Source organism: Bacillus cereus group sp. N12 (genome assembly GCF_016483575.1).
GTDB lineage: Bacteria > Bacillota > Bacilli > Bacillales > Bacillaceae_G > Bacillus_A > Bacillus_A toyonensis.
Genome location: NZ_JAEHBO010000058.1, coordinates 1 through 26,577, shown reverse-complemented (window position 1 = coordinate 26,577; position 26,577 = coordinate 1). Strand labels below are relative to the sequence as shown.

Here is a 26,577-nt window from a genome sequence, read left to right as displayed (position 1 = left end):
AAATGACTATTCTTATTAAAAAACTTAGTACCTCGAATAAGCTAAGTTTAGATTACATATCTCTAATCAGGTAATTAATAAACATGCATGTAAAGTTAACATAACGTCCTATTATCAGTAGCAAGGAAAAAAGCGGACCCTTACTCTCACAGGGAATCCCCTTTTTCATTTTCTATAAAGCTATTCATTTTTTTATACATTCCTATCCTGGCGCGGATTTAGGGTTCTCGTTTGTTACTGGGTTCGTCGAAAAACTGTATAAAACCTTGCATACTCTTAGCTTTTTTTCTATGGAATGCTGTCGATACCTTTTTAATGCATAAAGAAAAGATACCCTAAGGTGCCTTCCTCTGAATTGAACCACTTTAATTTTAAGTTTTAAGTTTAAAAACTATAGGGATTTTTCCTGTGGGATTTGTAAGTAGTTTTTACGAAATTATGAGTGTTTTTTATTCTGTATTTCAATAAGTTCATCTTTAATCATTTGTATATAATGTTCTTTTTCTCTTAGTTCAAATATAAATAATGCTTTTTTCATGTTATTAACAACATCTTCTTCATTATGTTGTTTAATCTTTAATAAATACTGACTTTTTAAATAGTATAGTTCACCTAGTAGGTATAAAGTGTCTAGATTAATAGCTAATTTGATGCCCTTATCAAGGTATTTTATTGCCTCTTCATGTTGATATGTGAGGTCCAAAAATTTTGCTAAATTTAAAATGATTTTTAATTTAATTTCTTTATCTCTAGGAAAATCTAACTTATTAAAATTGGTTAAACATCTTCTTAATATATTAATACTTTTTTCATATTCTTTGTGTTCTGCATAAAATATAGCCATTGTCTGCATAATATCTATTTCTCTTTCTGATAAAAAATCAGAATTGGTTAAAGTTAGTTTTAATGCATGATTTAAAAGAGTTAAAGCAGTTTTTGTTGATCTATTTACCTCAAATATAGCAATTGCTTCATGCCATATTAGAAATTGTTTATCTTCTTTTGATTGAAAATTATTTTGTTTTTTTTCTTGTTTTACTATTTCATAAAGTTCTTTATATTGTTTTTGCTTTGCGCAATCTCTCATTACGTATTTTACATTTTTCACGTATTTTAATTTCTTGTTTTGAGTTAGTGCAAATATATTATTTGGATCAATACCAAGCCGTTCAGATAATTGATACAACAATATGCTAGATGGATAAATCATACCTTTTTCTATTTTGCTAATTTGACTTTGTGAACATATTCCATGACATAATTCGGATTGTGATATGTTTTTTTTAATTCTAATTTCTTTAATGGTAATACCCAAATCGTAAAATTCCATTTTTTCACCTACTATTTAGCACTTTATTAGTATACGAATATTCGCTAATCTTTAATCTAATGTAAAATTAATATATTTGCAATTGTTGTTTATTTTCAGGGACTTACTGTTTCTATAAGATGGTGAGGCTTTTTTATGTACAAAAAAAGACACCCAAAGATGCCTTCCTCCGACTTGAACCACTTTAATTTTAATAATATGTATTGGACTCCCATCCAAATATTATTTTACCATGTTAAATTGTTTTGTTCATTGATGGGGATTATCATATTGCCATTAACCTAAGAGTACCTATTACCTATTATTGTTATAAATATTATTCTACCTAGGATATTAATAAGAAGAGATGAAAAAACACCTTCACAGGTGTCTTGTTTCATTATAGAAATATCTTAAATAGGACTTTTTTTAATAGTCTAATTGCAAAACATTTGGATATTTTTAGGAATTATAATCAGGGTTTTATTTTCTCTCTCCTAATTCACATAATTTTCAAATATTATAACTTCACATTTTAAGATTTGATATATAATGAAGGCAACCCGTAGTTAGAGTGTTTGCTCCGATTCAAATTATGAGATAGTTTGTTTCACCTTTTTTACATTATCTAAAAAAGAACTTGTAGGGATTCCTACAAGTTCTTTTTGTGTTTTATTTTAAATAACCTAAAATTTTTTAAATAATTAAAAGGCATAAGCTCAGTTTTACTTTTTACCAGTAATATGCTCTTAATTTTATCTTTCTTGTCCATCTGTTTGATTGGCTTGGAACTCCATTTTTAGCGCAATACTATCCCCTTGGAACACGTTCTGATCTGTGCCGTTATCTTCAAATACAAACTTTATCCAAAACCAATCCATTTTCCCAGGTTTTAATCCCCCTGTTTCAGTCCACTTAGAATGAAATACTTTTTTGGAGGCAATCTCTGGGCTTTGTGATTTTAGTTCTGCAAGAGTTGTCTCGTATACAGGGCTTTTCGCAGGATCCCAATCCAAAAGAAATTGTACTTTAATATGTTTACCGAAATCTTCTGTAGTGTTATTTTGTTTTAAATCGTTTACAGTATAGTCTATTTTCATCATGATATCTTTAATATCTAATGTACCACTATTTTTTAAATTGAATTTCTTTAATATTTTGTCCCCAGGTTTTAAATTTTCTAAGTTAAGTGAAGTAGTTGGTTGCATAGCTAAATCCAATGTACCTGCAGCAAATGCATTATTTGTCACCACTTGATCGCTAAAATATGCATATGTTCCCCCACCAATTAAAGATAAGCCAAGAGCGGCTGAAACCACTCCAACACCTAATTTCTTTTTCAATGACATTTTTTGTTCCTCCCATATCATTTTTATAATCTTTCTCCCTAATCAACCGAAAAGGTCCCCTTAATACAGATATACCATTAATTGTGAAAAAATTATATTAAAAACAAAAAATTCCTTATTGAGAAAATTATGTTATTATCTATCTTCTGTAAATGAAACGTCCCAAAAATAGAAAAGTTGAATTTATAATTATCAAAACCTCTGCCAAAAACAAATTAATAATTAATACCCTTTATAAGATGCACGGAAGTTTTTGATGATATTATCGATAAGTCGTCGAGGAGAAATTAACAAATAAAGGCTAACATACTACTATAGGGATACAGCCGAGATATGTGTAAAAACAGGTCATAGTCTGACTTTTATTTTTGAATAATTGGAGTTGCTAAGGAATTAGAAGATTTAACACCAGAAGGAAAAGAAGTATTGATGATGTATGAAAACGATTCAAAGAGTAACTCGCCATAACTAAACATCCTTCCAATTTAAACGATGAAAGGAAAATGATACACACATTTAGGCATTCATTTTAATAGATGCCTAAATGTGTGTTAAGGAGCATAGAAATGTCGGAATTCACTTCTCGCTTCACTTATGAATTTAAAGATTTCGCCACTCATCACATGCCTTGCGAATATTTTCACGCATATTATTTGTAATTTCTAGTCTGTCATTTAAGAAAGTATCTCTCTGTGAGATTATCTCATTTTTAGCACTCAAATAGAGCCTTTGAATAGATGTAGAATTTCTACCAGCTTCGGTTAATCTATAACGTGGGATACCTGGAGATTCTGTGTACCATAGTGGATCTGTTAGTGATATAGAATCAGAATCATATATATGAACCTTTGTGTCTAAATTTTCATCCCATTCATCTACAAAATTAAACCTGTATTTGAGTGTAGGATAAGAATTAGAAGTAGTAGGAGCTGTGATCATATCGTAGAGGCCACTATTAGCATACATTGCATCACCTACACTTACATTTGTAAAGTAAACTAATTTGTCACCACGTGGTTCACATAAAGCAGCATACTCATCCCCACAACGACTTAAAGTAGCTTTATACCCAGAGTCAATTTCACTAAGAGCTTTTATGTCAGTTAGATGCAAAGTACAAATGTAAACAAGGGCTGTTATACCTTCAAACGTTTCAAAACGTACTAAATCTGATACTAAATCTGAACCATCGTCATATATGCCATGTAAAATATTCACATCACCGCTCTCTGGATAGCCCTGAAGACGTCTCGCAATACTGTCACAATTAGCTACATAGTGATCTAAAAAGGCTTGGTCAATTATTTTTTTAACCCTATCACAAATTTCTTCTACTGCTTGTTTCACCGCTTCTTGAGCACTATCTTCTGATGAAAACATTTCGTTTATTATTGCTGTACCTATTGAAGAACCCAAAGAACTAGCTCCTATTTTTAATATTTTCTGCCAGTTTAACTCGTCATTTATCATAATGAACACTCCTTTATAATTAGAATGCTCACCATCATTTCAGTTTTATACATTTTTTATACCCTTATGCATTTTGGACACAGTTTAAGATGTTTGGTGTATATCAATATATGAAATTACCAGTGTTTCAAGAATCGGCTTTACCCCTATACGATAGCCCTCTTCAACAAATATCTACTGTATTTGCACATGTGGACATTTGTACAAGTTCACATTTTCACATTTACACATTTACACATTTGTAAAAATTCACTACAAACTTATCGCTAAAAACAAAAATGAATTAAATGATATATGCGCTACTATTGGCACTTTTATATCTCCTGTCTTTTCATAACTCCAAGCAGATAGGCATCCGTTTACAAAGTAAGGAATACTTAAGGAGGTAATTAAATGGGAAAGGGAAAAATTTTATGTGTTATCACTTGTTTTACTGTGTTCCTGTCAGAGTAATACAGAGGAACCCAAGGGTGAGGGTTCAAAAGTCATGGATGTAGTTAATAATACTGTAAATAAAAAACCACTCATTATTAGAGTGGCTTCTTATAATGGCTTTTTTACACACAAAATAAAAATCAACAGACTAATAAACCCAGATACCGCACAAACAATAAATAACATTTGATATCCCATGAGTTGTGAAACAAACCCTAGAATAATCGATCCTAAACCAATCCCTAAATCAAAAGCAGTAAAAAATGTAGCGTTCGCTACGCCCCTTTTCTCTGGTGGGGCTAATCGTATAGTTACTACTTGAAGAGCAGGTTGTGCCGATCCAAATCCAATTCCGTATAAAATAGCTGTAAAAACTAGTCCAACAAGGCCATTTGTCATTGCTAAGACGAATAGTGCAATTATCATTATAAAAAGCGCAGGAATAATAATGATCCCTTCTCCACGCTTATCGGATATTTTCCCTGCAATCGGTCTAATGACTATAAGTGTGACAGCATAAACTAAGAAAAAAGTACCCGCATTCACTTGAATCTTTGCTGCAAACAATGGTAAAAATGTCGTTATACCACCAAAAGTAAGGGAGAGGAAAAATGTAACAATGGCGATTGGTAAAACCGTTTTTTCAAAAAAAGATATTGGCTGTTGTGCTGTACTCTGAACTGCTGGAATTTTTGTACCCAATGCAAGTATGAATGCCAGAATTGCTAATGCTGTGCATAGTAAAAATAGATAATGAAATGAAAATGATTTCGCTACCCAAAGACCTACTATTGGTCCTAAAGCCATGCCTAAAGTCATAGCAAGTCCGTACCATCCCATCCCTTCTCCGCGACGAGATTGTGGAATCACATCAGTCACAGCTGTTCCAATCGAAGTTGTAGCAATTGCCCAGCCGATTCCATGGAGGATACGTAATACCACTAAAAATATAATTCCTGTTATCCAATCATAAAAATACATTGTAATTGCAAAAGATAGTAGTCCACTTATTATAAATACTCGTCGACCATATCGATCCATTAATCCGCCAACAATAGGACGAAAAATGACTGCCGATATTGTAAACACTCCAATAATAAATCCGACTTGAGATTCACTCCCGCCTAATTGTTTAATAAACATAGGTAGTGTTGGCATTAACAAATAAAAACCACTAAATAGTAGTAATGCTGTAATTGACAGCATTATATAGTTTTTTGTCCATAAACGTTCCATTGTAATGTAATCCTGCTTTCTATCGTTTAATAAGTTAAGAATGTTCTTCCTGTCCTAAAGTAGCGAGATAAGCAAATAAAAAAGCAGTACCACCGCTATAAAATGTTGGTACTGCCATATAGAGTGACAAGTGTTTTGATAATTAGAACGTACTTGCTACTTTAATCGCTTTTTCAAGCCCTGCAGCAATAATTTCTTCTGCTTTATGTGGGAATTGGTTGTGACCTTCAATTACTATTTTTTCTATATCTTTTGCACCGAAGAATCTCATCATACATGCCACATATTTAACTGCCATTTCCATTTCAGCTTTTGGTCCTTTAGAATATACACCGCCGCTTGCGTTTAATAATGCAATTTTCTTATTTCTAATAAGACCTACTGGCCCTTCTGGCGTATACTTAAATGTTTTGCCCGCGCGGTTTAAATAATCAATATATGTGTGTAGTACAGCAGGAATTGTTAAATTCCATAGCGGGAAACAAAATACAACTTTATCAGCTGCAAGGAATTGATCTAAATATTTATCAGCAACAGCTACTGCTTGTGCTTCTTCTACTGTTAAATCAAATCCTCTACCAGACTTAAATGTACCGTTAATCATATCTACTCCTACATATGGCAATTCCTCATTGTATAAATCAAGCTCTACCACTGTATCATTTGGATGTGATTCTTTATAACTTGCTAAAAAAGCATAATATAATTTCACACTAACCGCTTGATCTACTGGACGATTGTTTGCTTTTACAAATAAAACTGTTGTCATTCTCTTTTCCTCCTGTTACTCTTCTCACGTTGTTATATTTTTAAAGGGATTATATTGTCTTTACAATGTCTTTTTAAAACTGCACTCCATGTCTCCACCTAGCGCTTCAGCTGTATCACCAGTTTCTCTGAAATCATGTGTATGAATTAGTTCAAACTGACCAAAATCTGTTTGTTTATAAAATTCATAGCAAGGAAATCCATCATGTTTACCTTCAATATCAACAGTACCGTCTTTTTTGACATGCACAGTTAAAAGATAGTCAACAGCAGGTGCATTTATATTTAATGGATTGCTAGCACTTGCACTCATTTGAAACTTGACGTCATTAGAACTCCATTCAATATCAGTGCATACAATACGTTCTGTACTAGCTTTTCCTGTTCTTTTATGAACGGAACCATCTGGAGTTGTAACTCTTTCCGTTGTTATACCCGTATTTCCATATGTGAAAATTTCTTTTTTGTGAAAATCTACAACTACTTCTTGTTCAACTCTAGAACGCATAGCATTTACAGCATAAGGGGTAAATTCACGTGAGTCACCTTCGAACTCGATTAAGTCTCCCGTTTGATTAGATCCAGTCCAACCAATTGAAACCCAAGACATTGGGATAAATACACTTGCTCTAATTTTAACAATATTAGCCATGATAAACACCTCTGTAATTTTATTTTTAAGTAATACAAAACATTGAACCACCCAGCAAAACAGGTCACAATTTCTTTAGAACAATCAATTCTTTTTCCTTTCATACCTGCTGCTTGTTAAGTGTGATACTCTTCTTATTTATATTTAAATTGTCTTTTTAAAACTGTATTCCATCTCTCCAGCTAGCGCTTTTGGAGTGTCACCAGTTTCTCTGTAGTCATGTGTATAGATTAATTCAAATGGACCAAAATCTGTTTGCTTATAAAATTCATAGCAAGGGAACCCATCATGCTTACCTTCAATATGCAAAGCTCCACTTTTGCTAACACGTATAGTTAATAAATAATCAGCTGCAGGTGCTGCTGCATCTAAAGGGTTGCTGGCACTGGCCTTCATTTCAAAAGAAACCTCATCAGCGCTCCACACAACATTCGTACATACAATGTTTTCTGTACCCGTTTTTCCTTTTTGATGCTCAATAGAACCATCCAGATTTGTAATTTTTACAGTTGTAATACAAGCATCTGCAAATGTGAAAATTTCTTTTTTATAAAAATCAATAATCACTTCTTGCTCTAATCTTGAGCGCATTGTGTTTACGGCGTATGGTGTAAATTCACGTGCATCACCAGTATATTCTAAGATCCTTCCTGTTGCAGAATCCTTAATAGGTTCTAAGCAGGCATACGGAGCAAATACACTTCCTCTAATTTTTACGATATTAGCCATGAGAAACCTCCATAATGTATTAATTTTATTTCGGTGAATCCTATTTCTTTTATATTTTAAATATAGTCAATAGAGTTGACTACAATCCGTATAGTACAATAGGATTTGAATTTAGTCAACTGTATTGACTTCATTTGAGAAGGTTTTATATATGAATCATCAAATACTGAGTGAATTCAATCTTATATTACTTTTGCCATTATTCATTCTCACCTTTCTGTTTTTAATAGGATAGAAAATAAACCGACATAACCGGAAATAAAATAACTAAGTTACAAATAGTAACTTCAATGATTAATTTAGTCATTATTTTTGTGTTGTATTTATATTCTCTTTTCTAAAAAAACGTCTATATAGGTTTGTATTTTTAAAATTATTTCTATTAATTTTTTGATGTGAGTAAAAAATAAATCCCTTATTTTATATGATTTTAAGGTGTGTTTATATAATTAGGAAACTATTTATTTACTAGCCAATAAAAAATAATCAGAAGTGAAATAAAATAGTAAAAATAGTTGACTATTTTATTTTCCTTGGTTACTATTAGTGACATAAAGTGTTTCGGGTTACTTTTAGTAACCTATATTAACGCAAGCAAATAAGACACTTTACAAACTACAAAACATCAAGGAAGAAGGAATAATCACATGAATACATTTAATCTTTCCAATGACGGATCTATTCAAACAAATTTGAAAGGGAAAAATCTTCTTGCTCAACCTTTCTTAAATAAAGGATTAGCATTCACAAATAAAGAGCGTAAAGATCTTGGCTTAGAAGGGATATTACCCCCAACAGTTTTATCGTTAGAAGAACAAGTTAAACGTGCTTATTTACAATTTAAAGAACAACCTAATAACTTACGCAAAAATGTTTGGTTAAACGATTTATCTAATCGCAATACCGTATTATTCTATCGATTGCTAACAAATCATCTTAGTGAAATGTTACCTATCATTTACACTCCGACTGTTGGACAAGCCATTCAAGAGTATAGTCATGAATATCATCGTCCAGACGGTGTTTATCTTTCTATTAATGATATGGATGGAATTGAAAAAGCATTTGCAAATAGTGGATTTAAAGCAGAGGATATTGATTTAATTGTAGCTACAGATTCTGAAAGTATTCTTGGTATTGGTGATTGGGGAGCAAATGGAATTAATATTTCTGTTGGTAAATCGGCTGTTTACACAGCAGCTGCTGGTATCGATCCCAGTCGTGTGTTGCCTGTTGTATTAGATGTAGGGACAAGCAACGAAGAGTTGTTACAAGATCCTTTTTATATTGGAAATCGACATGAACGAGTTCGAGGCGAAAAATACGACGAATTTATTGATGCATACGTTGAAAAAGCATTAGAAATGTTCCCAAATGCTTTATTACATTGGGAAGACTTCGGTAATGTCAATGCTCGCAACATTATTGAGAAATACGGAGATAAGATTTTAACATTTAACGATGACATTGAAGGTACTGGAGCTATTACATTAGCAGCTATCCTTTCTGCTGTTCAAGTTACTGATGTCCCATTACGAGAGCATCGAGTAGTGGTATTTGGACCAGGAGCTGCAGGGATTGGTAATGCTGATCAAATTCATGATGCGATGGTGTTTGATGGTCTTTCGAAAGAAGAAGCATATAGTAGATTTTGGGCTGTTGATTACCGAGGACTTTTAACAGACGATATGGATGGTATTTTAAACTTCCAAAAACCTTACTTACAAAAATCGGAAGAAGTAAAAGGTTGGGCGCGTGATGAATCCGGTAAAATAACTCTTCTAGAAGTGATTAAACAAGTAAAACCTACTATTCTGATTGGAACATCAGGTGTAAAGGGAGCCTTCTCAGAAGAAATCGTAAAAGAAATGGCCAAACATGTGGAACACCCAGTCATTATGCCAATGTCAAACCCAACGCCATTAGCAGAGGCAACTCCGCAAGATTTACTTACTTGGACAGATGGAAAAGCACTAATTGCAACCGGAAGTCCATTTGAGCCCGTTTCTTATAAAGGTACAGTATACGAAATTGGTCAATCTAACAATGCATTTGTATTCCCTGGTTTAGGACTTGGTGCGATTGTCGTAAAAGCGAAAGTGATTACAAGTGGTATGTTTACTGCTGTTGCAAATGCTGTAACTGATATGACTGATAGTCGTAAAGCTGGTGCTTCATTACTTCCAAGTACAAAGGACTTGCGTTCTGTTTCTATAGCAGTAGCAATTAAAGTTGCAAAAGCAGCTATTCAAGATGGTGTGGCTCAACATGTTCCAGAAGATGTTGAACAAGCTGTAAAAGATGCTATGTGGCATCCAACTTATAAATCAATCAAATCTAGTGAAAATTCGGAGATAACTATGTAGGTTTAAATGAATGCCTATCACCTTGATAGGCATTGGTATTTACCGGAAATTATTCACTTTGAAGTTAAATCGTAATTTAGATATATATATTATGGAGGATTTTAAAATGGAAACTAGTCAAATCTTTATTATTCTAACACCTATTTTCTTTACCATCCTATTAGGATATTTAGCCGGATATTTTAAAAAATTTGATGCGACGACATCAAAAGGATTAAATACATTAGTAACTAAATTTGCATTACCAGCCCATCTGTTTGTGGGGATTACAACAACCCCTAAGCAAACATTAATTGAAAAATGGCCATTTTTACTTGCCTTAGTTATTGGTATTGTAGGCTTTTATATTGTTTTCCTATTAATTGCTAAATACGTATTTAAGTTTTCATTAACAAAAGCATCCATGTTTTCTTTAAACTCCGCCCAACCAACTTTTGCATTTATGGGGACTCCGGTTTTAGGGAGTTTGTTTGGAGCAAGTGTGGCTGCGCTTCCAATTGCCATTACAGGAATCGTTGTGAATGCCATACTAGATCCATTAGCTACTATTATTGGTGCAGTGGGTCAACGTCAGAATGAAGAGACTGACGAGAAAGAAGGTCTTTTGAAAGTAACTGTTAAATCAATTTTACATGGTCTTTCAGAGCCGCTAGCATGTGTTCCTTTAATTGGGGTTATTCTTGTGCTATGCGGGTTCCAGTCACCACATTTATTAGAGAAGAGTTTAGAGCAAATTGGTGGCATTACATCAGGTGCAGCGTTATTTGCTGTTGGGGTCACAATCGGAATTCGTAAAGTTCAATTTAGCCCAACTGCATTTGGGATTTCACTTCTTAAAGTAATCGTTCAACCACTTATCATGCTTGGAATTGCACATGCAATAGGATTATCTTCAGATGACGTAACAAAGTTAGTTTTATTAGTAGCATTCCCAGGATCTTCAGTAGCTGCTATGATTTCGTTGAAATTTGACAGTCTAGCAAGTGAGACAGCCTCTTCCTTTTTTATTAGTGCGCTTATGTCTCTTGTTACCCTGCCCTTCTTGATTTCTTGGTTGATGTAAATAAAGTTACTGTCAATCAATTGAGGTTGTAAAGTCTTTAAAATTCCCTTCAGACGTTTGAAGGGTACCCTATAAAATGGAAAGTTTAATAAAAAGGCCCTAAAAAATCAAGCGCTTAAGAGATGGTTTCGGTATTCTACCGGGGCCATCTCTTTTAGTGTCCGCTGATAACGGTTATAATTATAGTCCTAAAATGATTCGAGTAAACAACTGAAAATTATTTTGGTGGATTAAGTTGATGTACACAATACTATAGAGCTAGATAATATTGTGGGATGAATTAGATACAAGGTAAGTGAAGAAAAGCCTAGGAGAGTTTTTATTAAACACAGTATTGTTACTATAATAAATATAATTAGCAATACTGTGTTTTTAGATTGAAATATTTAAAAATATTTAGCAACTTCTTTAGCTCTAATAATAGCTTTTCCCTTAATTTCTTCAGCCTTTTCTGGAAATTTGTTATGTCCTTCGACAAATATTCCTTCAAAGAAAGAGGTTCCAAAGAATTCCATCATAACCTCTAAATACCGATGCCCCATCTCTTTATGTGCTTCTGGTCCTTCAGAATAAATATCGCCACGCGCTTGAATGTGCAATGCTTTTTTACCTGTTAATAATCCTACCGAGCCTTCTTTTGTATACTTAAATGTTTTTCCTGATACAGCCACAGCGTCAAGATATGTTTTTAAAATGGCTGGAATAGAGAAATTCCACATTGGAGTGACAAATACATACTTGTCAGCTAATACAAATTGACCGCCTAATTCAGCTAGACGTCCTACTTTTGATATTTCAATAGGTGCCAATTCATGTAAAGGAATGCCAGATCTCAATTTCTCCCACCCATTAAATACATCAGTATCAAGATATGGAATATCAGCTTTGTATAAATCAAGATGAACGACTTCATCATTAGGGTTTAGTTCTTTATAGGATTCAATAAATTCTTTTCCAACTGCCATACTATATGATTGAGTATCGTCAAATGGATGCGCTGTAATATAAAGAAGATTTGCCATTTGTTTCTTCCTGCCTTTCTAAAATGAGGTCAGTTATAACTTTAATATGAAACAGTGTAATTTTTTTAATACGAATTGTCTACTTATTGACCATATTTTTTAGGAAATTGCACGTCGTCTTTTTTATATTTGTTTGATTTATGTATTCGGGAGGATCTTTTTATTTACTCTTTCATCCAACTTTCAGCCCATTGACTAATTGGTCCAAGAATTTTTCCTAATTCTGTTCCTTTTTTGGTTAGTAAATACTCTATTCGTACAGGGCGTTCCGTGATCACATGTCGCACTACTATATTGTTATCCTCAAGTTCTTTCATTCTTTCTGTAAGCATTCGTTTACTTAAATCTGGAATCATTGAATGAATTTCACTAAAACGTTTAGGACCACTCATTAGTACATAAATAATTAATCCTGTCCATCTTTTTCCTATTAATTCAAAGCCTTTTTCTATTTTAGGTCCTATATCTTGTTGTTCATCCATTTCTCATACCTCCGTATAGATGATTTGTAATCTTTTATTCCCGTGTATTTATTGTAGTCACATAAATTATATCAAATAATTCCTTTATTTTAGTGGGAAATTATAATTAATTGGATATTTAAAGTAACCTGTATATTTTTGTGATGAGGAAAAAATTTTGGGGAAATCGATATTTTTATCAGGTTATTTCTTATTAATATTTAATTTTATTGAGTTTTTATGTGAGTAAATATTTCTTGACGTACAATTATCTTAAGGGTATCGCGGTTACATAAAACAATCCAACTTACTAAAGGTTACCTTGTGTATTACTGTTGTTAAGTTTTTGGATATTTGAGTCCTATTACTGTTTATAAAAGAAATTTTATTATATAAGTCATAAAGAAGGTTCTTTTAGTTTCTATAGTGGGTTAATTTCATGAATGTTGTATTCATTTAAGTTGAAACGCATGTTCATTTCTATGAGAATATTTTTTTTAGATTGATGAGAGGTTTTTTTGTTTGTATATATGTGTACTTATTATGTTAAAATTTTAGAATTGCAGAATGGAGAAAAGGCTAAAAGATACGGAAGTAAAGGAAACTTATTGAGAGTTTTATTATTTCCGGTTTAAAAATAATGTGTTGGTTTAATTGAGTCATATTTCTTTCAAAACAAAAATAACATAGTTAACTTGATTGATTATGTTGTTTGTAGTAAAATGGAATCCAAATAAAGTCAATCTGATTGACTTTATTTGAGGAGGTTGTATGTATGAATCATCAAGTATTTAGTGAATTAGATCTTACATCACTTTTGTCATTATCCTTTAGTACATCGATTAATGAACTACATGACAGATTGAGTGCATTGGGATTTGGAGATATTAGGCCTATGCATGGTTTTATGTTTAAATACATCACTCCTAATGGAGCAACAGGTATAGAACTAGCCGAATATTTAGGAATTACAAAGCAAGCTGTAAGTAAAATGGTGGATTATCTTGAGAAAAGTGGTTATGTAATGCGTAAAACTCATCCCACCGATAAGAGAGGGAAAATTATTGTTTTGACTGAACGAGGTTGGTTAGTAGTGCAAGCAAAAGAGAAGATACTAACTGAGATTGAGCAACGTTGGATTGAAAACATAGGTGCTGAACGAATGCAAATGCTCAAGGAAGATTTAACAAAATTAGTTTATGAAGCAAATGAAGGTAATTTACCATTGAAGTTTAGACCCGTCTGGTAAATATAGATTGCCTCAAGATCTTAACTTGATGTATGCCCATCAAGTTAAGATCTCATATTACCCCATTGCCATCAAGCTAAGAAAAGCAAATATCTAAAAACAAAAAAACGAACTCAATTCTCATAGACAACTAACTGGGAAGAGATAAAATTTTTGTTTTAAGGGAAATCAAAATATTAGCTTGATGGATATGTATGGTGACCCCTAATAGCTGCTATATCAACACCCCAATGATCAACTAGAGACATGAATTGCAATATGCCAGCTCGCCCAAAGAATTGGAGTAATATTGCTGGCCATGTCCCTAATTACATTTCCCAACTCTGTAAAAAGTTTTTTATCTACTTTTTAGCTTCATCACTCATTTCAGTGATATGAGTCCAATATTTCATTGTAATGGGATTGTATTCTACCCTAACTGTGACATTCTTTTGAGCATCTGTATTTACATATCCTTCAATCGTTAGGGCATGAATCGCATTTGATGGTCTATTTTCTTTTTTATAGGAACTCGTATGCTTGTCAAAGGCTTTTTCAACAATTGTTAAATCGAAGTTATACTCATTTTTCATATACTGAATCGCTTTCAATTCAGAAATATTACGGATATTCATTTCTTCCTCTGGTGTAAGAGCCAACTGCTTTTCTAATTCTACGGCATGTTGGTTATCTTTAGATAGATTTAGAGCTCTTGTATTTTCTTCCGAATTATAATCTACCAGCCACTTTTTATCTTTGTAGTACGCTTCGACAGAGGATTTGCATGAAAATCCGCTCTTTCCTTCATTTTGTGCATCACAGCTAACTAACTGAAAATGAATATTTATTTTGGAATATTCCGGACTTCCTGTACCTTCATTCGCTTGCACCCTACTTTCCTTTGTCACATATGTAATCTTTATAGGACCATTAGTTTTTTCAACCTCATGTTTTACTTTTTCTTCAATACGTTGTTCCTGAACCTGTTTCGCGAAAATGTAATTCTCCTCATAAAAATGATACATTGCTAAAGGTACAAATAAAGCAATCCCTAAAACGATACAAGAAAGTGCATAATAAGCCAACATTCGCTCTGTAGTATATATACGGAAACAGGCAAGCACAACACGAATATATACTAAAGGCAAAGCGATATAAAAAATAGGTACTGAAAAGTAAAATGTAAAGGCTGTAATTAGAAAAATCCCCCCGAGTAACTCGATATATCGCGGAATACCTATACTGTATGCTGCTAAAATCAAAAACCAAATGTAACTTGTTGATACAAGAAAAGCAATTCTATAATACTTCTTACTTTTTATGTTTTTCTCTTCCATTTCCCCACCATCTTTGCAAAATTAAAACTATACTTTCGGTTACAACTTAAAACAAACGCTTACTTACATTAGGTTTCTCAAATGAGTGTAAGTAATACAAGAACCAAACTTGATTCGTACGATCCTTACGTTATTTGAATTACGAATTAGATTTAGATCTCGACATGATTCCTCTTTTAGTAATAACATAATTCTCTGGTAAGCAATTTATGCCTGGATGATTTTCGCAACGTGAAAAAAGCTCTTTTAAATCTCGTTGAAAATCACTACGTGGACGCTTTGGTTCTGCAATTCCCCATTTATTCATGCACTCTAGAATCAAAGATTGAGTCTCCGGGTATATCTTTGCAGTTTCAAGAAGACAGCCAACTGCCACTGAGCGGGTAGGTTCCTCGTATGTTTTCTTCAGTTTACCTACACAGCTTGTAGTCATCTGCCAAAGCCATACGTGGTAAGTTTGATTACTATCACGGATAGGTGTATCAAAGAATCCCCTTCGAATGCATGCCCATAAAGCTAGTATACTATTATTAGTGAGAGTAGATGATTCGTGGTTATTAACATTTATGACAAGTGAACTTATACGATTGGATATATTAATGCCTCTTTCAGCCAATCTCCTCCATATACTACAAATGAACTCATTTGTCGGTATATCTTGTCTATAATAATCCGATAACATCAGCTCTACTACTTCCGGTGGCAACGAAACGTTTAACGAAATTAATTCATCCAACATTACAGCTGCCCAGTACTGAACATATCGTTCAGAATCTAACTTATCTCGTTCCTTCTTGTCAATATACAATAATCGTGCGATTTTCGTAACGTATGGTTGTAGATCAGCGTCCCTACTCAGACTTTCATAAGCCACTTCTAACAAATCAGCAATTAATTCAGGATTGTTCATTTGAGTGTAAACACCCTTATCATGCTTGTCATGACATAAGCTATCAATATAGCTAACTATCCAATTTGCAGCTTTCGACGTTTCACCAGATGACAGTATAAAATCAGCAAGGCTACTCTTCATACTTTGGCGTTGTATAGATTCCCCAGAAACAAATTGCTGTAACTTATCCAAAATAATATCATCTTTTAACATATCGAATACAAATCCCCCTTCGTTGACCAGTAAAATTAGTTTTTTCAGATACTAAACTTATCGCTAGTCTCTCCATCTCTACACATTTTACCTTATTTTAGTAATTATTGATGGAACTTTTAAAAATGATTATACGCATAATCAGCAGCTTTAAATGCAGCTCCCTTATCTTTATATCTTAAATATACAAAGTTAGAGTAATCTGTATTGTGATTGACATCGTTTTCGTGGTTATGGATGAATTCCCAGTTTGATAAAGTCATTCTTTTAATAGCTGGTTTGGCTGTTGTACCAGGCGCATGTACTAATATATATTCTCCTTTGTGCACCTAGCCATCTGGTATATTCCAAGATGAGGTAACTGTTCCCGCACGTGCTACGCCTTGCTTTGGATCCTTTTCTTCTTCTGTAGGCATAGCCTCAAATGTATCATCATTAGTACACGTATAGAAGTACGTAGTGTTGACCCAGCTACAGTAGACCGCAGCATCTATGTAATGACATAAGAAGAGCGTGAAGAAGCGGGTATCATTGACTTACCAGCAACATTAGCGCAAGCATTCGCTACATTACAATCGAATGAAGTCATATGCGGTGCACTAGGAGACCATTTATTTGAGCAATTCATCGAAGCAAAAGAAATTGAGTGAGATAGCTTCCGCACACAAGTATACCAATGGAAACGCGATCAATATATGTCTCCTTACTAAGAGAAAAAAACCTTGATACCAGCTGTATCAAGGTTTTTTGTTTTCACTTCTCATAATTTTATTATTCAATCTAAGACTTACTTTATTCTTCTATGTCTCTTATGCCATTTATTGTCATACCAAATTGCTCGAAACCATATAATACACCATTTAAAGCCGTATCACCCTTTTCTACATCTCCTTCGTCTAGAGCTGTAAACAAGTCGCCTAATGCCCGTAGGAATGTCTTATTAGCATCTATAAATTCAATTTTAAAATAACTGTACTTTTCAGGCGGTTTAAGGCCTACTAACTTCTCTGCCTCTCCTTTCACTATATTAAACTGTGCCTTTAATTCATCTTTATTAGTTCGTAGAGTTTCATCTTTTTCAACTATTGGTTTCGTAGCTTTTACTGCAGCTATGAATTTATTAGCCTGTATTTCTACTTTTTCTTGATACTCTTTCATACTGTTAGGTTTCGTAGCATCAGACACCTTGTCTTTCTCTTTACTAACTTCTTCTTTCTTCTCTACCTGAACTTCCTTTTTACTTGTTTCTTCCTTCTTTGTTTCCGCTTCTTTTTGTTTCTCTAACTTGTCTTTTTCTTCGTGTATTTTATCTACGTCTTTAATTACAGTAGCTATTGGGTCCTTATTTGTTGTTCCAGACTCGCTATCACTTGCTGAAGAGTCATTATTTGTTCTTTTATCTTTATCTTTTTCTTTTTCCTTCTCCTTCTCCTTCTCTGTTTCCTTATAGTCTGCTACTTTTACACTATCCTCTTTTTTCTCTTCCGCTATGTCCTTACTTGCACAACCTACACCACTCATCAACATTACTGGCAGTGCAACTTCTAATAACTTACGCTTCATTGTAATTTACCCCTTTGTTTCGTGATTGTTGTTTCTTTTCTTCCAACTCTTTCTTTTTTGTTTCGCAATCATTTCATCTACGAAAATCGTTTTTAACCTTGAGACTTTTCCTATAGAGAAGTAGCATCTATCATAATGTATACTTCTTTTTAAAAGTATTGTAATTTATTAACATATGAAACCATATCATAAATTACGTAAATAAGATATACAAATTTTCATCTTTAAGAGGGACCTTGCCATGTTACAAATAAAAAGGATCCGATATGAATATCAGATCCTTTTTCACTATATATAATTATTTCACTGCCTCTTTTAATTCTTTTCCAGCTTTAAATGCAGGCGCCTTAGAAGCAGCAATTTGCATTTCTTCACCTGTTTGCGGGTTACGCCCTGTTCGTGCAGATCTTTCACGTACCTCAAATGTACCAAATCCAAGAATCTGTACTTTCTCTTCATTTGCAAGAGTATTTGTTATTGCGTCTAATACAGCTTGTGTCGCTGTAGCAGCATCCTTTTGTGTAAGTTCTGCTTTATCTGCTACTACTTTTATTAATTCTGTTTTATTCATTTTCTGCACCTCTTTATATGTAATTAGGGACTATTATAACGTGCCTATACTCATGGTGCAATAAATAACAGGTTGTACTGATATGCCTCACAAGTGTAATCGTCTATTTTCAATATTTTAAGATGACAATCGTTATAACTCCTCCTTATTGTAAATCCTAAAATATTTATTGTTTATATTATTTCATTGTTATATAATACTAAATGTCTTTACTTATATGCGATTACGATATATCATAATTAGAAAAAGGGATCTTTCGGGATTCCTTTTTTCTATTAAAAATAAAAAAGCAGCAGGTTGGCTCTCCAGACATATTCCTACACCTCACGGTAATTCCTTTAAATCATTTTATTAAATCCTATTATTACAAATCTGTTTATCTGCATGTAAAATTATAAATAATCTCTAATATTTTGAATCGAGGTGACAATCTTGAGAAGTTTTAGTTCATTATTAATCTCTACTATCTGTTCAGTACTCCTTATAATTTGGAATGCCTATTCCTTCTATGACGGATTCACAATGGGCCGCACATACTATTGGATTAATGGCATTGCAACTGTTATCTTCCTTCTATTTTTCTTTCTAAACATGCGAGATATCAACAAGAAAAACTATAGAACTTCAGAATAATAGGAGTTGATACATATGTGGAAAAAAATCAAAAATTATAGATGGAGCTTAAATGATTTAAAGTTCATGCTATGGTTGTTCGGTATAACTTGTTTTATATACAGCTACAATTTCATTACAGGATTAGCCTTTTCTCCCAAATTCCAAATCTATGATTTAGGTGGTGCTATAGCTACATTCGCCGCATTTATGGATTCTAAAAATAGGATTAAAAATAAAATTTATAAGACAGCTTAAAAAGGGATCTATCGGGATTCCTTTTTTCTATGCAAAATAAAAAAACATCCTAATTAGATGCTCTTCGCTCTTCGCTTATCCCTTAATACAATTCTACTGTTAAAATAGCCACACCAAATCCAATACATATAACCCCTATTAATATGAAGAGAAATCGAAAACCCCATAAATCACTAATTATATCTACAATGCGTACCAGCACTATAATTATAAAATCTTTAATTCCACAATCATTTTCTTTTGCTTTTCTGACTCCATCAATTATAGTTAGGCAAACAATCAAAATACCTAAACCGATTAGCATAAAACCCAATACAAGTATTCATATATCTTCTTTTTTCTTTATATTACCATAAAAGGATATAAAGTGTCAGAGTTGCCTCTTTACAAAATAAAAAAGAAGTGGGTTCGCTACTTTAATTCTTTAGCCTTAGCATAAATAGTAGTGCGTGGGACACCTGTCATCTTTGAGGTATCATTGACACCCAAACTATTTACTAATCTGTTGAAAAATAAGTTCATAGCCTGTTTTACGTGTTTTTCATCTTGACCACGCCCCATATTGTTCCCTTGCGCCTACGCTCTTCCTCTGCCCTCTGTTGTTCTTTCATTAATCCAGTTAGCAATAGCACTTAGCATTGTAAACACGAGCTTTCCAGAAGGTGTAGAAAAGTTGAGTTGATCCTTTATAAATACAACTTATATATCTCATTCTTTTAATTCTTTTACAATTTTTTGCAAATCAAATGTAGAACGTGCTAATCGATCTGCCTTGTACACAACCAATTTATCACCTGAACGCAAATATTCTAACACTTTCTTTAATTCTTAACGATGACTTTTCGCCCCACTCTGCTTTTCAGTGAATATTTTTTTACAACCTTATGTTTTTAGTTTTTCACTTTGCAATCCTAGGTCTTGTTCTCTTGTACTAACTCGTACGTGTCCTACCACTTCCATAAAATCATCCACTTCATACTGTCTAAAAGTTATAAGTGTTTTATACATTTCATTTCAAACTAACTTTTAGATGGTTTCAAGATATGTTTTCGATTAATTTCACATCACTTTTAAATATTGTCTAGAAGTATCAACTTTTAGACAGGTACGCAGGACAATTATTTTCGTTCGTTGTGTTCGTTTGTTTTGTTAGTTCTTAAATCGAATTGCAACTACATTCTTCATATTTAATAAGTATAAATTTAAAAAACTCCTAAACAAAAAAAGAGTGCTGTGAAGAAACGCACTCTTTCAAAGGACTTTACCAATCCTTACGTTTATCACAATCACAGTCATGATTACGTCTACGACGACATTCATCACAATCACAGTCGCGATTACGTCTACAACGACGGCCATCACAATCTCTATGTCTGCGTCTGCAGAACATTAAATCATCCCAAAATCTATTACAATCTCTGCAATGTCTGAAATTACAATTACATCCCATAAATATGATTACCTCCTCTTAACAATAGAATTCCTCATATTCTATGCTAAAAAACAAAAACAGCTTGTTTACTAGTCTACTTTCTGCATTTTAAAGTAATAATATTATTATCTAATCTTTAAGTCACAAATCTATTTCACTCCTTATCTTTCCTTAAGAACAAACAAGACGCCACCCAAATCACGGTAGCGCCTACAATAATTCCTATACACTTAATCAACTTATTTATCCTCACATTATTTATTCCGTTGCTTCCATACCCCATTCTCTTTACGATAAGTATTCTTTCCATTCATAAATCCAGCTGTATTACCAGGAATACTATATTTCTTTTTTTTAGTCTTCTTCTTCATCCTCTTTTCTTCTTGAACAGCTTGCAAATCCACCTTCCATTGTTTCAACAAATCCTTTTTACGTCGCATTGAACTTGTACCCCTTGGTTTAAATGTGAATCAAATAATTAGATTCTCTCTATTTATATATTCATTTAAACCCAATGTCCATTTTATTCAAAATAAAAGAGCACCCCTAATTGGTAGGTGCTCTGATATATAAAGTGGTTTCCATCTACACATTCCAATATATGCTCGTCCATCTCGAAAGATGCAAACAAAAAAGCACCTAATTAAGATGCCTTTTCGAAACGTGTTAACTCGAGTAGCGAACACAATGAATCTTTCTCGGTGTCACTTCTATCTTATGTTCAAGATTCTTAAATATGCCTAATCGTTAATGTGTAATTTCTATATAACAAAGAAAAAAGCACCCGTTATGGATGCTTAATATTCTACATTTAGTATTTCAATAATTTCTTCCGTTGTTAGGTCATCAGGTCTGCCAAATTCATTTCTGTTTAATATTTCATTTCTTTTGGCTATCATGGCTGTTAATTTCTGCATACTTGGGCCTAACCCGTGAGAATTATAATCTTCTATTTTACCAGATTCTATCAACTCTTTTATTTGCTCATACCTTCCAAGCGCTTAACTAAAAACTTATAAAAACTGAGGTATTTACATTCGAATTCATCGTTCAAATTATTTTCACTGGTATCATTAAAAACTTTTACCGCCAAAACACTAGGATAGCTTACATAAATTATAAATTTTGTCAAAATTTATAATTTATTTTCGGAATCTACAAAATATTACATTTTCCTTATTTTTTATTGGTATAATCAGACTGTCTATCATAGTTAATAGAAAACCTGATAGACGATTACTAATAGAATGGGAGATGTATTTATGTTAAAAAAATTAGCTATCGGAACATTAGCTATAGGAATTTTATTGCCTGGAAGCTTGACACATGCCACGTCGCCTCAACAAGTGCATAACTCCTTAGAAATTAAACCACTAGTACAAACGTCATTACTCTCAGAACAATATTTTTATAGTTTCTCAAGTTTATCTGATCCTAGACAATTCGGTTACATCTATGTGAATAATGCAGGACATATCACTTTTAATGTTGATCAAAAGACAGTTGATGGTAAAAGAATAACGTTCGCCTTCTTAAAAATGGAACCAGATGGTTCTTCTACTATCTTCGGTTCTGGTACATTTAAAGGTACTGGCTCATTTACTTTTACAACTAATAAGCCAGCTCCTGTAGGAACTTATATGCTGTATGTAAAAAAGGTGGACTCTATACGTTCCTCTGATTCATCAGGAACTATCACATTTACCACACCTTGATAGCCCTACACTTCTCTAAAATAGAAATCCTTTGACGAAGCCGTCAAGGGATTTCTATTTTCTCCCCCCCAATAATTCTCTTATTCTATAAAATAGCGTTTTTGTTTAAAATAATATCTTTAAATCAATTGGACACATTTACCGGTTTGTTTACCACAACATTCACGTTAAAATCCCTTGTGAGTATGGCATAACTCAACCTTTTGAAGCCCTGTAACATTTCCTGCGGGGCTCTTTTTTTATTTAAATTAACGCTTTTGTTCACTTCTATAGCTTGCTATTCCTCATAGTTGTGTTTTTCTTCTAGGACTTCTATAAATTTAAAATGTCCATCGAGATAACAATCATTGATATAACCCCAAAAATATATTTCATTAACTTCACTTAAAGTACAATATTCATTTTTTCATTCACCCTAGTTCATAACATGTTCTTTTCCTCTGATAAAATAATGATTAGGTGCCCCATACGCATTTTATCCACTGGAAATAATACCTTTTACGTACTTACGTATTAGAAACTTTATTTCTGTTTCTTCTGCAATAGCAATTTTGTTCACTTTTTCGATACATTTATGAAACATTCACATGTTATCTTCAATACGTTCAATCCTTTTTATAAAACCGTGTGAGAATACCAAAACAAAAAGCCCTAGAGCCCTAACTCTAGGGCTTTTTGTTTTAAATAAGGATTTTATTAAAAACCTACATGTATATGTTTTTCGTTATATAATTAAATTATCAACATATAAGGAATATTAATTATTTCAGGAACAATAATGATTTTGTTATACATTTGTTTCGGATTGAGTGCAGTTTTTAGCTTAATAAAGGAATTGAAAAAACCACAGAAAAACCAGTTCTTGATTTTAGTTGATTCTCTAATTTTGCTAGGAGCTTTTTTCCTAGTAGGGAGTATCTTCATCTAAATCACATAACGAGAACTCCCTTAGGGAGCAAAGCAGCCTAGCAAAAGCTAACTGCTTTTTTATTAAATTAACTATTTTATGAAGCTTTTAAGTATCCAATTTCCCTTGCATATTCACGCATTTTTTCCATACCTTCTTCTGACCAACCCCAATGAGTACAGTGCAATCCACCATAACCATTTCTACCGTTCGAGTTATCATTACCAAAAATAAAGTCCGTGAAATCTCTGATTAATCCCCACATTGTTCCGCTACCAGAGAAATTATGTTCTTGCTTCTTATTCATGTAAGAACTTCTTGTCATACGCATCGGAACATTCGTACCGTGATCAATGAACCATAGATTTCTACCATCATGCTCAAAACGTGCCGTTCTATCTTTGTAACGAAAGAACTCTCTCTCATGATCTGCAAGATACTTAATGATTGAATTCACGATTTCAATTCTTTTTTGCTTATCCATTTCCCATTCCCCTTTACGAATAATTTTTTTTACATTACACATACTATCCTCTAAGCCGAATTCCCACGGCGGTACTCTTTTGAAACGGGGCTCACTCCTCCGGACTGTTTAGGATCATGGCAGGTAACTTAGTCAATTACCTGCCATTTTCTATTCAAATAACGCTTTTGTTCATTTAAAAATAATTAACTATTATTTGAAAAATCGGAAACAATTATCTGGTGTTTTTTCTGAATACTCGTGATATTATTTTGTTGCTGGTGTTCATCAACCCGAGCATTCAGTAACACCATCCACAGGCTCTACTCTCATCATTCCCTTTTGAGAGTAGGGCTTCTATTTATAGAACTGTACTTAACACTCTGTTTATATTTCTACAAAATTCAAATTTGCTCTTACTTTACCCCTGTTGATCCAAACTTCAATTTCTTTCTAAGCATAAATACACTTGCATTCTCATATAAAAATCCATATATCATTAATATTTGTTTATTCCCTCCGTAATGTAGGGAATAAGTATATTTAGATCGTTTATCTTTTTTTTAATTTGTTGGCTTTCAAATCGCATTCGTTAACTAATACATCTCTTATATCTGATAGCATTAGTTCATTACCTGTAACACTAAATACTTTCTGTGGTGTTATTTTTTCAGAAGGGAGAATTTCTCCAATCGAGCCATCACCATCAAAATACCCTCATATAAAATGTCGTATCATTTCTTTATCTAAGCATTGTGGAATCCTAACTGTGGATTGTTTTCTTTTTACAATTCCATATTCGGCTAACATTTCACAAACATGCTTATCCATTATTCTTAATCCTCTTGCATAAAATTTTTTACCGTTTTTAGTAACCCCTTCCCTCTTATGGAGTGAAGCACTATAATTTAGATGATTTTTTAGCATTTCTAACATATCTGCATCTTTAGCTTGCAAAACCAGATCCATCACTGCATTTTTTTTACCTTTTATAGTTCCGTCTGCTGCAATAAACCCTAACCAATAAGCCTTCTCTTCTGTATCTATATTATGGATACAGTAGATTCTGTGGGTAATGAATACTCAAAAGAACAAGCACAAGGTGTCTTTAAGATTTTAGAAGTTACACTTACTAATAATCAAAAAGACGCTATCACTGTTGATACTAACAGCTTTAAATTGGTAGATAACAAAGGTCGTGAATTCACATCTTCAGTACAAGGTCAAACATCTTTTGACTTAGCTAACGGTGGAAAAACTGACTTCTTCTTAAAACAATTAAATCCTGGTCTAACACAGACAGGGAAAATTGTATTTGATATACCAAAAGATGCTGAAGGACTTTTCTTAAAAGCTAGTGGCGGTATGACAGGTAAAGAAATTAAGTTAAAAGTAGAATAGAAAAAAAGGTACTCGAAAGAGTGCCTTTTTTCTCAATAGCCAATATTAATTAGCGTGGTAAAATAATATTTGGATTGGCATCTAATACCATATTACGTTGGTTCAAATCGTAAGAAGGCACCTTAGGTTGTCTTTTCTTTATAAAAAAGACTCCTAAAACGCCTTAAATTAGTAAACTTCAATATTACTCTTTTTTATCAATTTGTTTTAACTTAATATATTAATGTTAAGTTAAAAATTTGTTATAATTAGTAAATAATTATATTAATTAGATGGAGAGGATACAATATTATGGGTTATAAGTTTCGTAGAATTATCCAATTTTCCCCGGGTGTGAAAATTAACTTTACATACACAGGTACGGGAGGCAGCGCCATTCCACCTGAATCAAGAACAACAACTTATATACCCGGAACTGGAATCTCGTATACACCACGAATAGCTGATTCAAACAACTATTATATACAACGAGGGTTTCAAGGGCAAAACACTTCCTATCCCACTATGAATGAACAAGATTACAATACGGTAATAGCATTTGAGCAGGTAAGAGAAACCAAAACTTACATTGTTACTGCTTTTCGTAAGAAGGATAGCCAAGTAAACTCCGTGGGTAGAAAACTAATGAAACCACTTTCCATAATTGGAGGCGTTTTTGCGGGCCTATTCTTAATTATGATGCTTGTTATACCAGCTCTAATCCTGGCAGCCCTTTCTTTCCTATGTTATAAAAATATAAAAACACCATTTGCGGTTGTATGCCCAGAATGTGATGCTGAAAATTTATTCATTTTTGAGGAAGAGAAGATTGCTTGTCGTAAATGTGAGAGCACTCTTATAATCCAAAAATAAAAGGTTCTCAAATACACTTCCCAAAAATGAATTGTGGTATTGAATTTCAAGATGGCCGTTGAAGCTCATAATTGTTTCCATACCTTCTTGAAGGCTCCAGCTCTCTTTTTTATTTCCATTCGACAATATATGACAATATAAAGATAAATAATTTGTTATTATATTTATGGATTTATTTACATTAGGAGGAATGAACAACTATGTTTAAAAGATTAGCAGTATTACTTATTGGAGCTCTATTATTATTTGGTTTATCCGCTTGTGACAGCGTTA

The 26,577-nt window shown here is 33.0% G+C and carries 27 protein-coding genes and 3 pseudogenes; 9 read left to right on the top strand and 21 right to left on the bottom strand.

Annotation, left to right across the window (positions count from 1 at the left end):
- Nucleotides 1–436: 436 nt before the first annotated feature.
- From JDS92_RS21705 to JDS92_RS21670, 8 genes and pseudogenes are all read right to left on the bottom strand, one after another.
- Complete coding sequence (locus JDS92_RS21705) at nucleotides 437–1,330, bottom strand: helix-turn-helix domain-containing protein (protein WP_016107006.1); 894 nt, start codon at nucleotides 1,328–1,330, stop codon at nucleotides 437–439.
- A 734-nt stretch (nucleotides 1,331–2,064) separates the two neighbouring features.
- Nucleotides 2,065–2,658, bottom strand: coding sequence for a TasA family protein (locus JDS92_RS21700; protein ID WP_000053750.1), 594 nt, complete (start codon nucleotides 2,656–2,658; stop codon nucleotides 2,065–2,067).
- A gap of 600 nt (nucleotides 2,659–3,258) precedes the next feature.
- A complete protein-coding gene (locus tag JDS92_RS21695) occupies nucleotides 3,259–4,128 on the bottom strand; it encodes a hypothetical protein (RefSeq protein ID WP_199632492.1) in 870 nt (289 codons plus the stop codon).
- Nucleotides 4,129–4,380: 252 nt separating this feature from the next.
- Nucleotides 4,381–4,500, bottom strand: a pseudogene (locus JDS92_RS21690) (CPBP family glutamic-type intramembrane protease); the annotation flags it as partial.
- Nucleotides 4,501–4,671: 171 nt separating this feature from the next.
- Entirely contained in the window at nucleotides 4,672–5,799 is a 1,128-nt protein-coding gene (locus tag JDS92_RS21685; RefSeq protein ID WP_199632491.1) for an MFS transporter, read from the bottom strand.
- 142 nt (nucleotides 5,800–5,941) lie between these two features.
- The gene (locus JDS92_RS21680; protein WP_199632490.1) at nucleotides 5,942–6,568 is read right to left on the bottom strand and encodes an FMN-dependent NADH-azoreductase; all 627 of its coding nucleotides are present in this window, start codon (nucleotides 6,566–6,568) and stop codon (nucleotides 5,942–5,944) included.
- Between the two features lie 60 nt (nucleotides 6,569–6,628).
- On the bottom strand, nucleotides 6,629–7,219 hold the full coding sequence (locus JDS92_RS21675) for a DUF3238 domain-containing protein (protein WP_065845870.1): 591 nt from the start codon (nucleotides 7,217–7,219) through the stop codon (nucleotides 6,629–6,631).
- Nucleotides 7,220–7,363: 144 nt separating this feature from the next.
- Nucleotides 7,364–7,948, bottom strand: a complete 585-nt coding sequence (locus JDS92_RS21670; protein ID WP_199632489.1) for a DUF3238 domain-containing protein — start codon at nucleotides 7,946–7,948, stop codon at nucleotides 7,364–7,366.
- Nucleotides 7,949–8,595: 647 nt separating this feature from the next.
- On the opposite strand from JDS92_RS21670, the gene JDS92_RS21665 reads away from it, so the two are divergent.
- Together JDS92_RS21665 and JDS92_RS21660 are read left to right on the top strand one after the other, a co-directional pair.
- Nucleotides 8,596–10,314 (top strand): NAD-dependent malic enzyme, encoded by a 1,719-nt coding sequence (locus tag JDS92_RS21665; protein WP_199632488.1) that lies wholly within the window; start codon nucleotides 8,596–8,598, stop codon nucleotides 10,312–10,314.
- A 106-nt stretch (nucleotides 10,315–10,420) separates the two neighbouring features.
- Nucleotides 10,421–11,377: an AEC family transporter gene (locus tag JDS92_RS21660; protein WP_199632487.1), complete on the top strand. Its 957-nt coding sequence runs from the start codon at nucleotides 10,421–10,423 to the stop codon at nucleotides 11,375–11,377.
- A 386-nt stretch (nucleotides 11,378–11,763) separates the two neighbouring features.
- Here the strand turns inward: JDS92_RS21660 and JDS92_RS21650 are convergent, their stop codons facing one another.
- Complete coding sequence (locus JDS92_RS21650) at nucleotides 11,764–12,399, bottom strand: FMN-dependent NADH-azoreductase (protein ID WP_199632486.1); 636 nt, start codon at nucleotides 12,397–12,399, stop codon at nucleotides 11,764–11,766.
- Nucleotides 12,400–12,563: 164 nt separating this feature from the next.
- Nucleotides 12,564–12,881: a winged helix-turn-helix transcriptional regulator gene (locus JDS92_RS21645; RefSeq protein WP_016128635.1), complete on the bottom strand. Its 318-nt coding sequence runs from the start codon at nucleotides 12,879–12,881 to the stop codon at nucleotides 12,564–12,566.
- Between the two features lie 754 nt (nucleotides 12,882–13,635).
- Here JDS92_RS21645 and JDS92_RS21640 point away from each other — a divergent pair.
- Nucleotides 13,636–14,109 (top strand): MarR family winged helix-turn-helix transcriptional regulator, encoded by a 474-nt coding sequence (locus JDS92_RS21640; RefSeq protein ID WP_199632485.1) that lies wholly within the window; start codon nucleotides 13,636–13,638, stop codon nucleotides 14,107–14,109.
- Nucleotides 14,110–14,450: 341 nt separating this feature from the next.
- Here the strand turns inward: JDS92_RS21640 and JDS92_RS21635 are convergent, their stop codons facing one another.
- The 3 genes from JDS92_RS21635 to JDS92_RS21625 all read right to left on the bottom strand — a co-directional run bounded on the left by JDS92_RS21635 (nucleotide 14,451) and on the right by JDS92_RS21625 (nucleotide 16,859).
- A complete protein-coding gene (locus tag JDS92_RS21635; protein WP_199632484.1) occupies nucleotides 14,451–15,425 on the bottom strand; it encodes a hypothetical protein in 975 nt (324 codons plus the stop codon).
- 139 nt (nucleotides 15,426–15,564) lie between these two features.
- Nucleotides 15,565–16,530 (bottom strand): hypothetical protein, encoded by a 966-nt coding sequence (locus tag JDS92_RS21630; RefSeq protein ID WP_199632483.1) that lies wholly within the window; start codon nucleotides 16,528–16,530, stop codon nucleotides 15,565–15,567.
- A gap of 119 nt (nucleotides 16,531–16,649) precedes the next feature.
- Entirely contained in the window at nucleotides 16,650–16,859 is a 210-nt protein-coding gene (locus JDS92_RS21625) for a hypothetical protein (protein WP_199632482.1), read from the bottom strand.
- Between the two features lie 105 nt (nucleotides 16,860–16,964).
- Here JDS92_RS21625 and JDS92_RS21620 point away from each other — a divergent pair.
- Nucleotides 16,965–17,180: pseudogene (locus JDS92_RS21620) on the top strand (type I glutamate--ammonia ligase); the annotation flags it as partial.
- 142 nt (nucleotides 17,181–17,322) lie between these two features.
- Here the strand turns inward: JDS92_RS21620 and JDS92_RS21615 are convergent.
- Nucleotides 17,323–18,093, bottom strand: a complete 771-nt coding sequence (locus tag JDS92_RS21615; RefSeq protein WP_199632481.1) for a hypothetical protein — start codon at nucleotides 18,091–18,093, stop codon at nucleotides 17,323–17,325.
- Between the two features lie 298 nt (nucleotides 18,094–18,391).
- Nucleotides 18,392–18,664, bottom strand: coding sequence for an HU family DNA-binding protein (locus JDS92_RS21610; protein ID WP_001043917.1), 273 nt, complete (start codon nucleotides 18,662–18,664; stop codon nucleotides 18,392–18,394).
- A 432-nt stretch (nucleotides 18,665–19,096) separates the two neighbouring features.
- Between JDS92_RS21610 and JDS92_RS31010 the strand changes: the two genes are divergently transcribed.
- Both JDS92_RS31010 and JDS92_RS21605 read left to right on the top strand, forming a co-directional pair.
- The gene (locus JDS92_RS31010) at nucleotides 19,097–19,297 is read left to right on the top strand and encodes a hypothetical protein (RefSeq protein WP_242476020.1); all 201 of its coding nucleotides are present in this window, start codon (nucleotides 19,097–19,099) and stop codon (nucleotides 19,295–19,297) included.
- Nucleotides 19,298–19,312: 15 nt separating this feature from the next.
- On the top strand, nucleotides 19,313–19,534 hold the full coding sequence (locus tag JDS92_RS21605) for a hypothetical protein (RefSeq protein ID WP_199632480.1): 222 nt from the start codon (nucleotides 19,313–19,315) through the stop codon (nucleotides 19,532–19,534).
- A gap of 411 nt (nucleotides 19,535–19,945) precedes the next feature.
- On the opposite strand, the gene JDS92_RS31585 is transcribed toward JDS92_RS21605, so the two are convergent.
- The 4 genes from JDS92_RS31585 to JDS92_RS21595 form a co-directional block, all read right to left on the bottom strand.
- The gene (locus JDS92_RS31585) at nucleotides 19,946–20,095 is read right to left on the bottom strand and encodes a hypothetical protein (protein WP_371399373.1); all 150 of its coding nucleotides are present in this window, start codon (nucleotides 20,093–20,095) and stop codon (nucleotides 19,946–19,948) included.
- Nucleotides 20,096–20,242: 147 nt separating this feature from the next.
- Nucleotides 20,243–20,350, bottom strand: coding sequence for a recombinase family protein (locus tag JDS92_RS31580; RefSeq protein WP_374191340.1), 108 nt, complete (start codon nucleotides 20,348–20,350; stop codon nucleotides 20,243–20,245).
- 445 nt (nucleotides 20,351–20,795) lie between these two features.
- Nucleotides 20,796–20,984 carry a hypothetical protein gene (locus JDS92_RS31005; RefSeq protein ID WP_242476019.1) on the bottom strand — a complete coding sequence of 63 codons (189 nt, stop codon included), beginning with the start codon at nucleotides 20,982–20,984 and terminating at the stop codon, nucleotides 20,796–20,798.
- A 236-nt stretch (nucleotides 20,985–21,220) separates the two neighbouring features.
- Entirely contained in the window at nucleotides 21,221–21,406 is a 186-nt protein-coding gene (locus JDS92_RS21595) for a hypothetical protein (protein WP_199632479.1), read from the bottom strand.
- An 822-nt stretch (nucleotides 21,407–22,228) separates the two neighbouring features.
- Here JDS92_RS21595 and JDS92_RS21590 point away from each other — a divergent pair.
- The gene (locus JDS92_RS21590) at nucleotides 22,229–22,681 is read left to right on the top strand and encodes a hypothetical protein (RefSeq protein WP_199632478.1); all 453 of its coding nucleotides are present in this window, start codon (nucleotides 22,229–22,231) and stop codon (nucleotides 22,679–22,681) included.
- Between the two features lie 1,004 nt (nucleotides 22,682–23,685).
- On the opposite strand, the gene JDS92_RS21585 is transcribed toward JDS92_RS21590, so the two are convergent.
- On the bottom strand, nucleotides 23,686–24,072 hold the full coding sequence (locus JDS92_RS21585; RefSeq protein ID WP_199632477.1) for a hypothetical protein: 387 nt from the start codon (nucleotides 24,070–24,072) through the stop codon (nucleotides 23,686–23,688).
- A gap of 696 nt (nucleotides 24,073–24,768) precedes the next feature.
- Entirely contained in the window at nucleotides 24,769–25,098 is a 330-nt protein-coding gene (locus JDS92_RS21580; RefSeq protein WP_374191341.1) for an LAGLIDADG family homing endonuclease, read from the bottom strand.
- A 3-nt stretch (nucleotides 25,099–25,101) separates the two neighbouring features.
- Here JDS92_RS21580 and JDS92_RS21575 point away from each other — a divergent pair.
- Nucleotides 25,102–25,452, top strand: a pseudogene (locus JDS92_RS21575) (DUF4352 domain-containing protein); the annotation flags it as partial.
- 291 nt (nucleotides 25,453–25,743) lie between these two features.
- Nucleotides 25,744–26,304 carry a DUF4236 domain-containing protein gene (locus JDS92_RS21570; RefSeq protein WP_199632475.1) on the top strand — a complete coding sequence of 187 codons (561 nt, stop codon included), beginning with the start codon at nucleotides 25,744–25,746 and terminating at the stop codon, nucleotides 26,302–26,304.
- Nucleotides 26,305–26,577 lie beyond the last annotated feature (273 nt).

Coding starts and splice junctions, on each gene's coding strand:
- JDS92_RS21680 (WP_199632490.1), bottom strand. CDS start 6,568: ATGACAACAGTTTTATTTGTAAAAGCAAACAATCGTCCAGTAGATCAA.
- JDS92_RS21660 (WP_199632487.1), top strand. CDS start 10,421: ATGGAAACTAGTCAAATCTTTATTATTCTAACACCTATTTTCTTTACC.
- JDS92_RS31585 (WP_371399373.1), bottom strand. CDS start 20,095: ATGGGGCGTGGTCAAGATGAAAAACACGTAAAACAGGCTATGAACTTA.
- JDS92_RS21675 (WP_065845870.1), bottom strand. CDS start 7,219: ATGGCTAATATTGTTAAAATTAGAGCAAGTGTATTTATCCCAATGTCT.
- JDS92_RS21650 (WP_199632486.1), bottom strand. CDS start 12,399: ATGGCAAATCTTCTTTATATTACAGCGCATCCATTTGACGATACTCAA.
- JDS92_RS21595 (WP_199632479.1), bottom strand. CDS start 21,406: ATGCGACGTAAAAAGGATTTGTTGAAACAATGGAAGGTGGATTTGCAA.
- JDS92_RS21585 (WP_199632477.1), bottom strand. CDS start 24,072: ATGGATAAGCAAAAAAGAATTGAAATCGTGAATTCAATCATTAAGTAT.
- JDS92_RS21640 (WP_199632485.1), top strand. CDS start 13,636: ATGAATCATCAAGTATTTAGTGAATTAGATCTTACATCACTTTTGTCA.
- JDS92_RS21700 (WP_000053750.1), bottom strand. CDS start 2,658: ATGTCATTGAAAAAGAAATTAGGTGTTGGAGTGGTTTCAGCCGCTCTT.
- JDS92_RS31005 (WP_242476019.1), bottom strand. CDS start 20,984: ATGGGATGTAATTGTAATTTCAGACATTGCAGAGATTGTAATAGATTT.
- JDS92_RS21570 (WP_199632475.1), top strand. CDS start 25,744: ATGGGTTATAAGTTTCGTAGAATTATCCAATTTTCCCCGGGTGTGAAA.
- JDS92_RS21695 (WP_199632492.1), bottom strand. CDS start 4,128: ATGATAAATGACGAGTTAAACTGGCAGAAAATATTAAAAATAGGAGCT.
- JDS92_RS21630 (WP_199632483.1), bottom strand. CDS start 16,530: ATGTTAAAAGATGATATTATTTTGGATAAGTTACAGCAATTTGTTTCT.
- JDS92_RS21610 (WP_001043917.1), bottom strand. CDS start 18,664: ATGAATAAAACAGAATTAATAAAAGTAGTAGCAGATAAAGCAGAACTT.
- JDS92_RS21705 (WP_016107006.1), bottom strand. CDS start 1,330: ATGGAATTTTACGATTTGGGTATTACCATTAAAGAAATTAGAATTAAA.
- JDS92_RS21665 (WP_199632488.1), top strand. CDS start 8,596: ATGAATACATTTAATCTTTCCAATGACGGATCTATTCAAACAAATTTG.
- JDS92_RS21685 (WP_199632491.1), bottom strand. CDS start 5,799: ATGGAACGTTTATGGACAAAAAACTATATAATGCTGTCAATTACAGCA.
- JDS92_RS21615 (WP_199632481.1), bottom strand. CDS start 18,093: ATGAAGCGTAAGTTATTAGAAGTTGCACTGCCAGTAATGTTGATGAGT.
- JDS92_RS21645 (WP_016128635.1), bottom strand. CDS start 12,881: ATGGATGAACAACAAGATATAGGACCTAAAATAGAAAAAGGCTTTGAA.
- JDS92_RS21635 (WP_199632484.1), bottom strand. CDS start 15,425: ATGGAAGAGAAAAACATAAAAAGTAAGAAGTATTATAGAATTGCTTTT.
- JDS92_RS21605 (WP_199632480.1), top strand. CDS start 19,313: ATGTGGAAAAAAATCAAAAATTATAGATGGAGCTTAAATGATTTAAAG.
- JDS92_RS21670 (WP_199632489.1), bottom strand. CDS start 7,948: ATGGCTAATATCGTAAAAATTAGAGGAAGTGTATTTGCTCCGTATGCC.
- JDS92_RS21590 (WP_199632478.1), top strand. CDS start 22,229: ATGTTAAAAAAATTAGCTATCGGAACATTAGCTATAGGAATTTTATTG.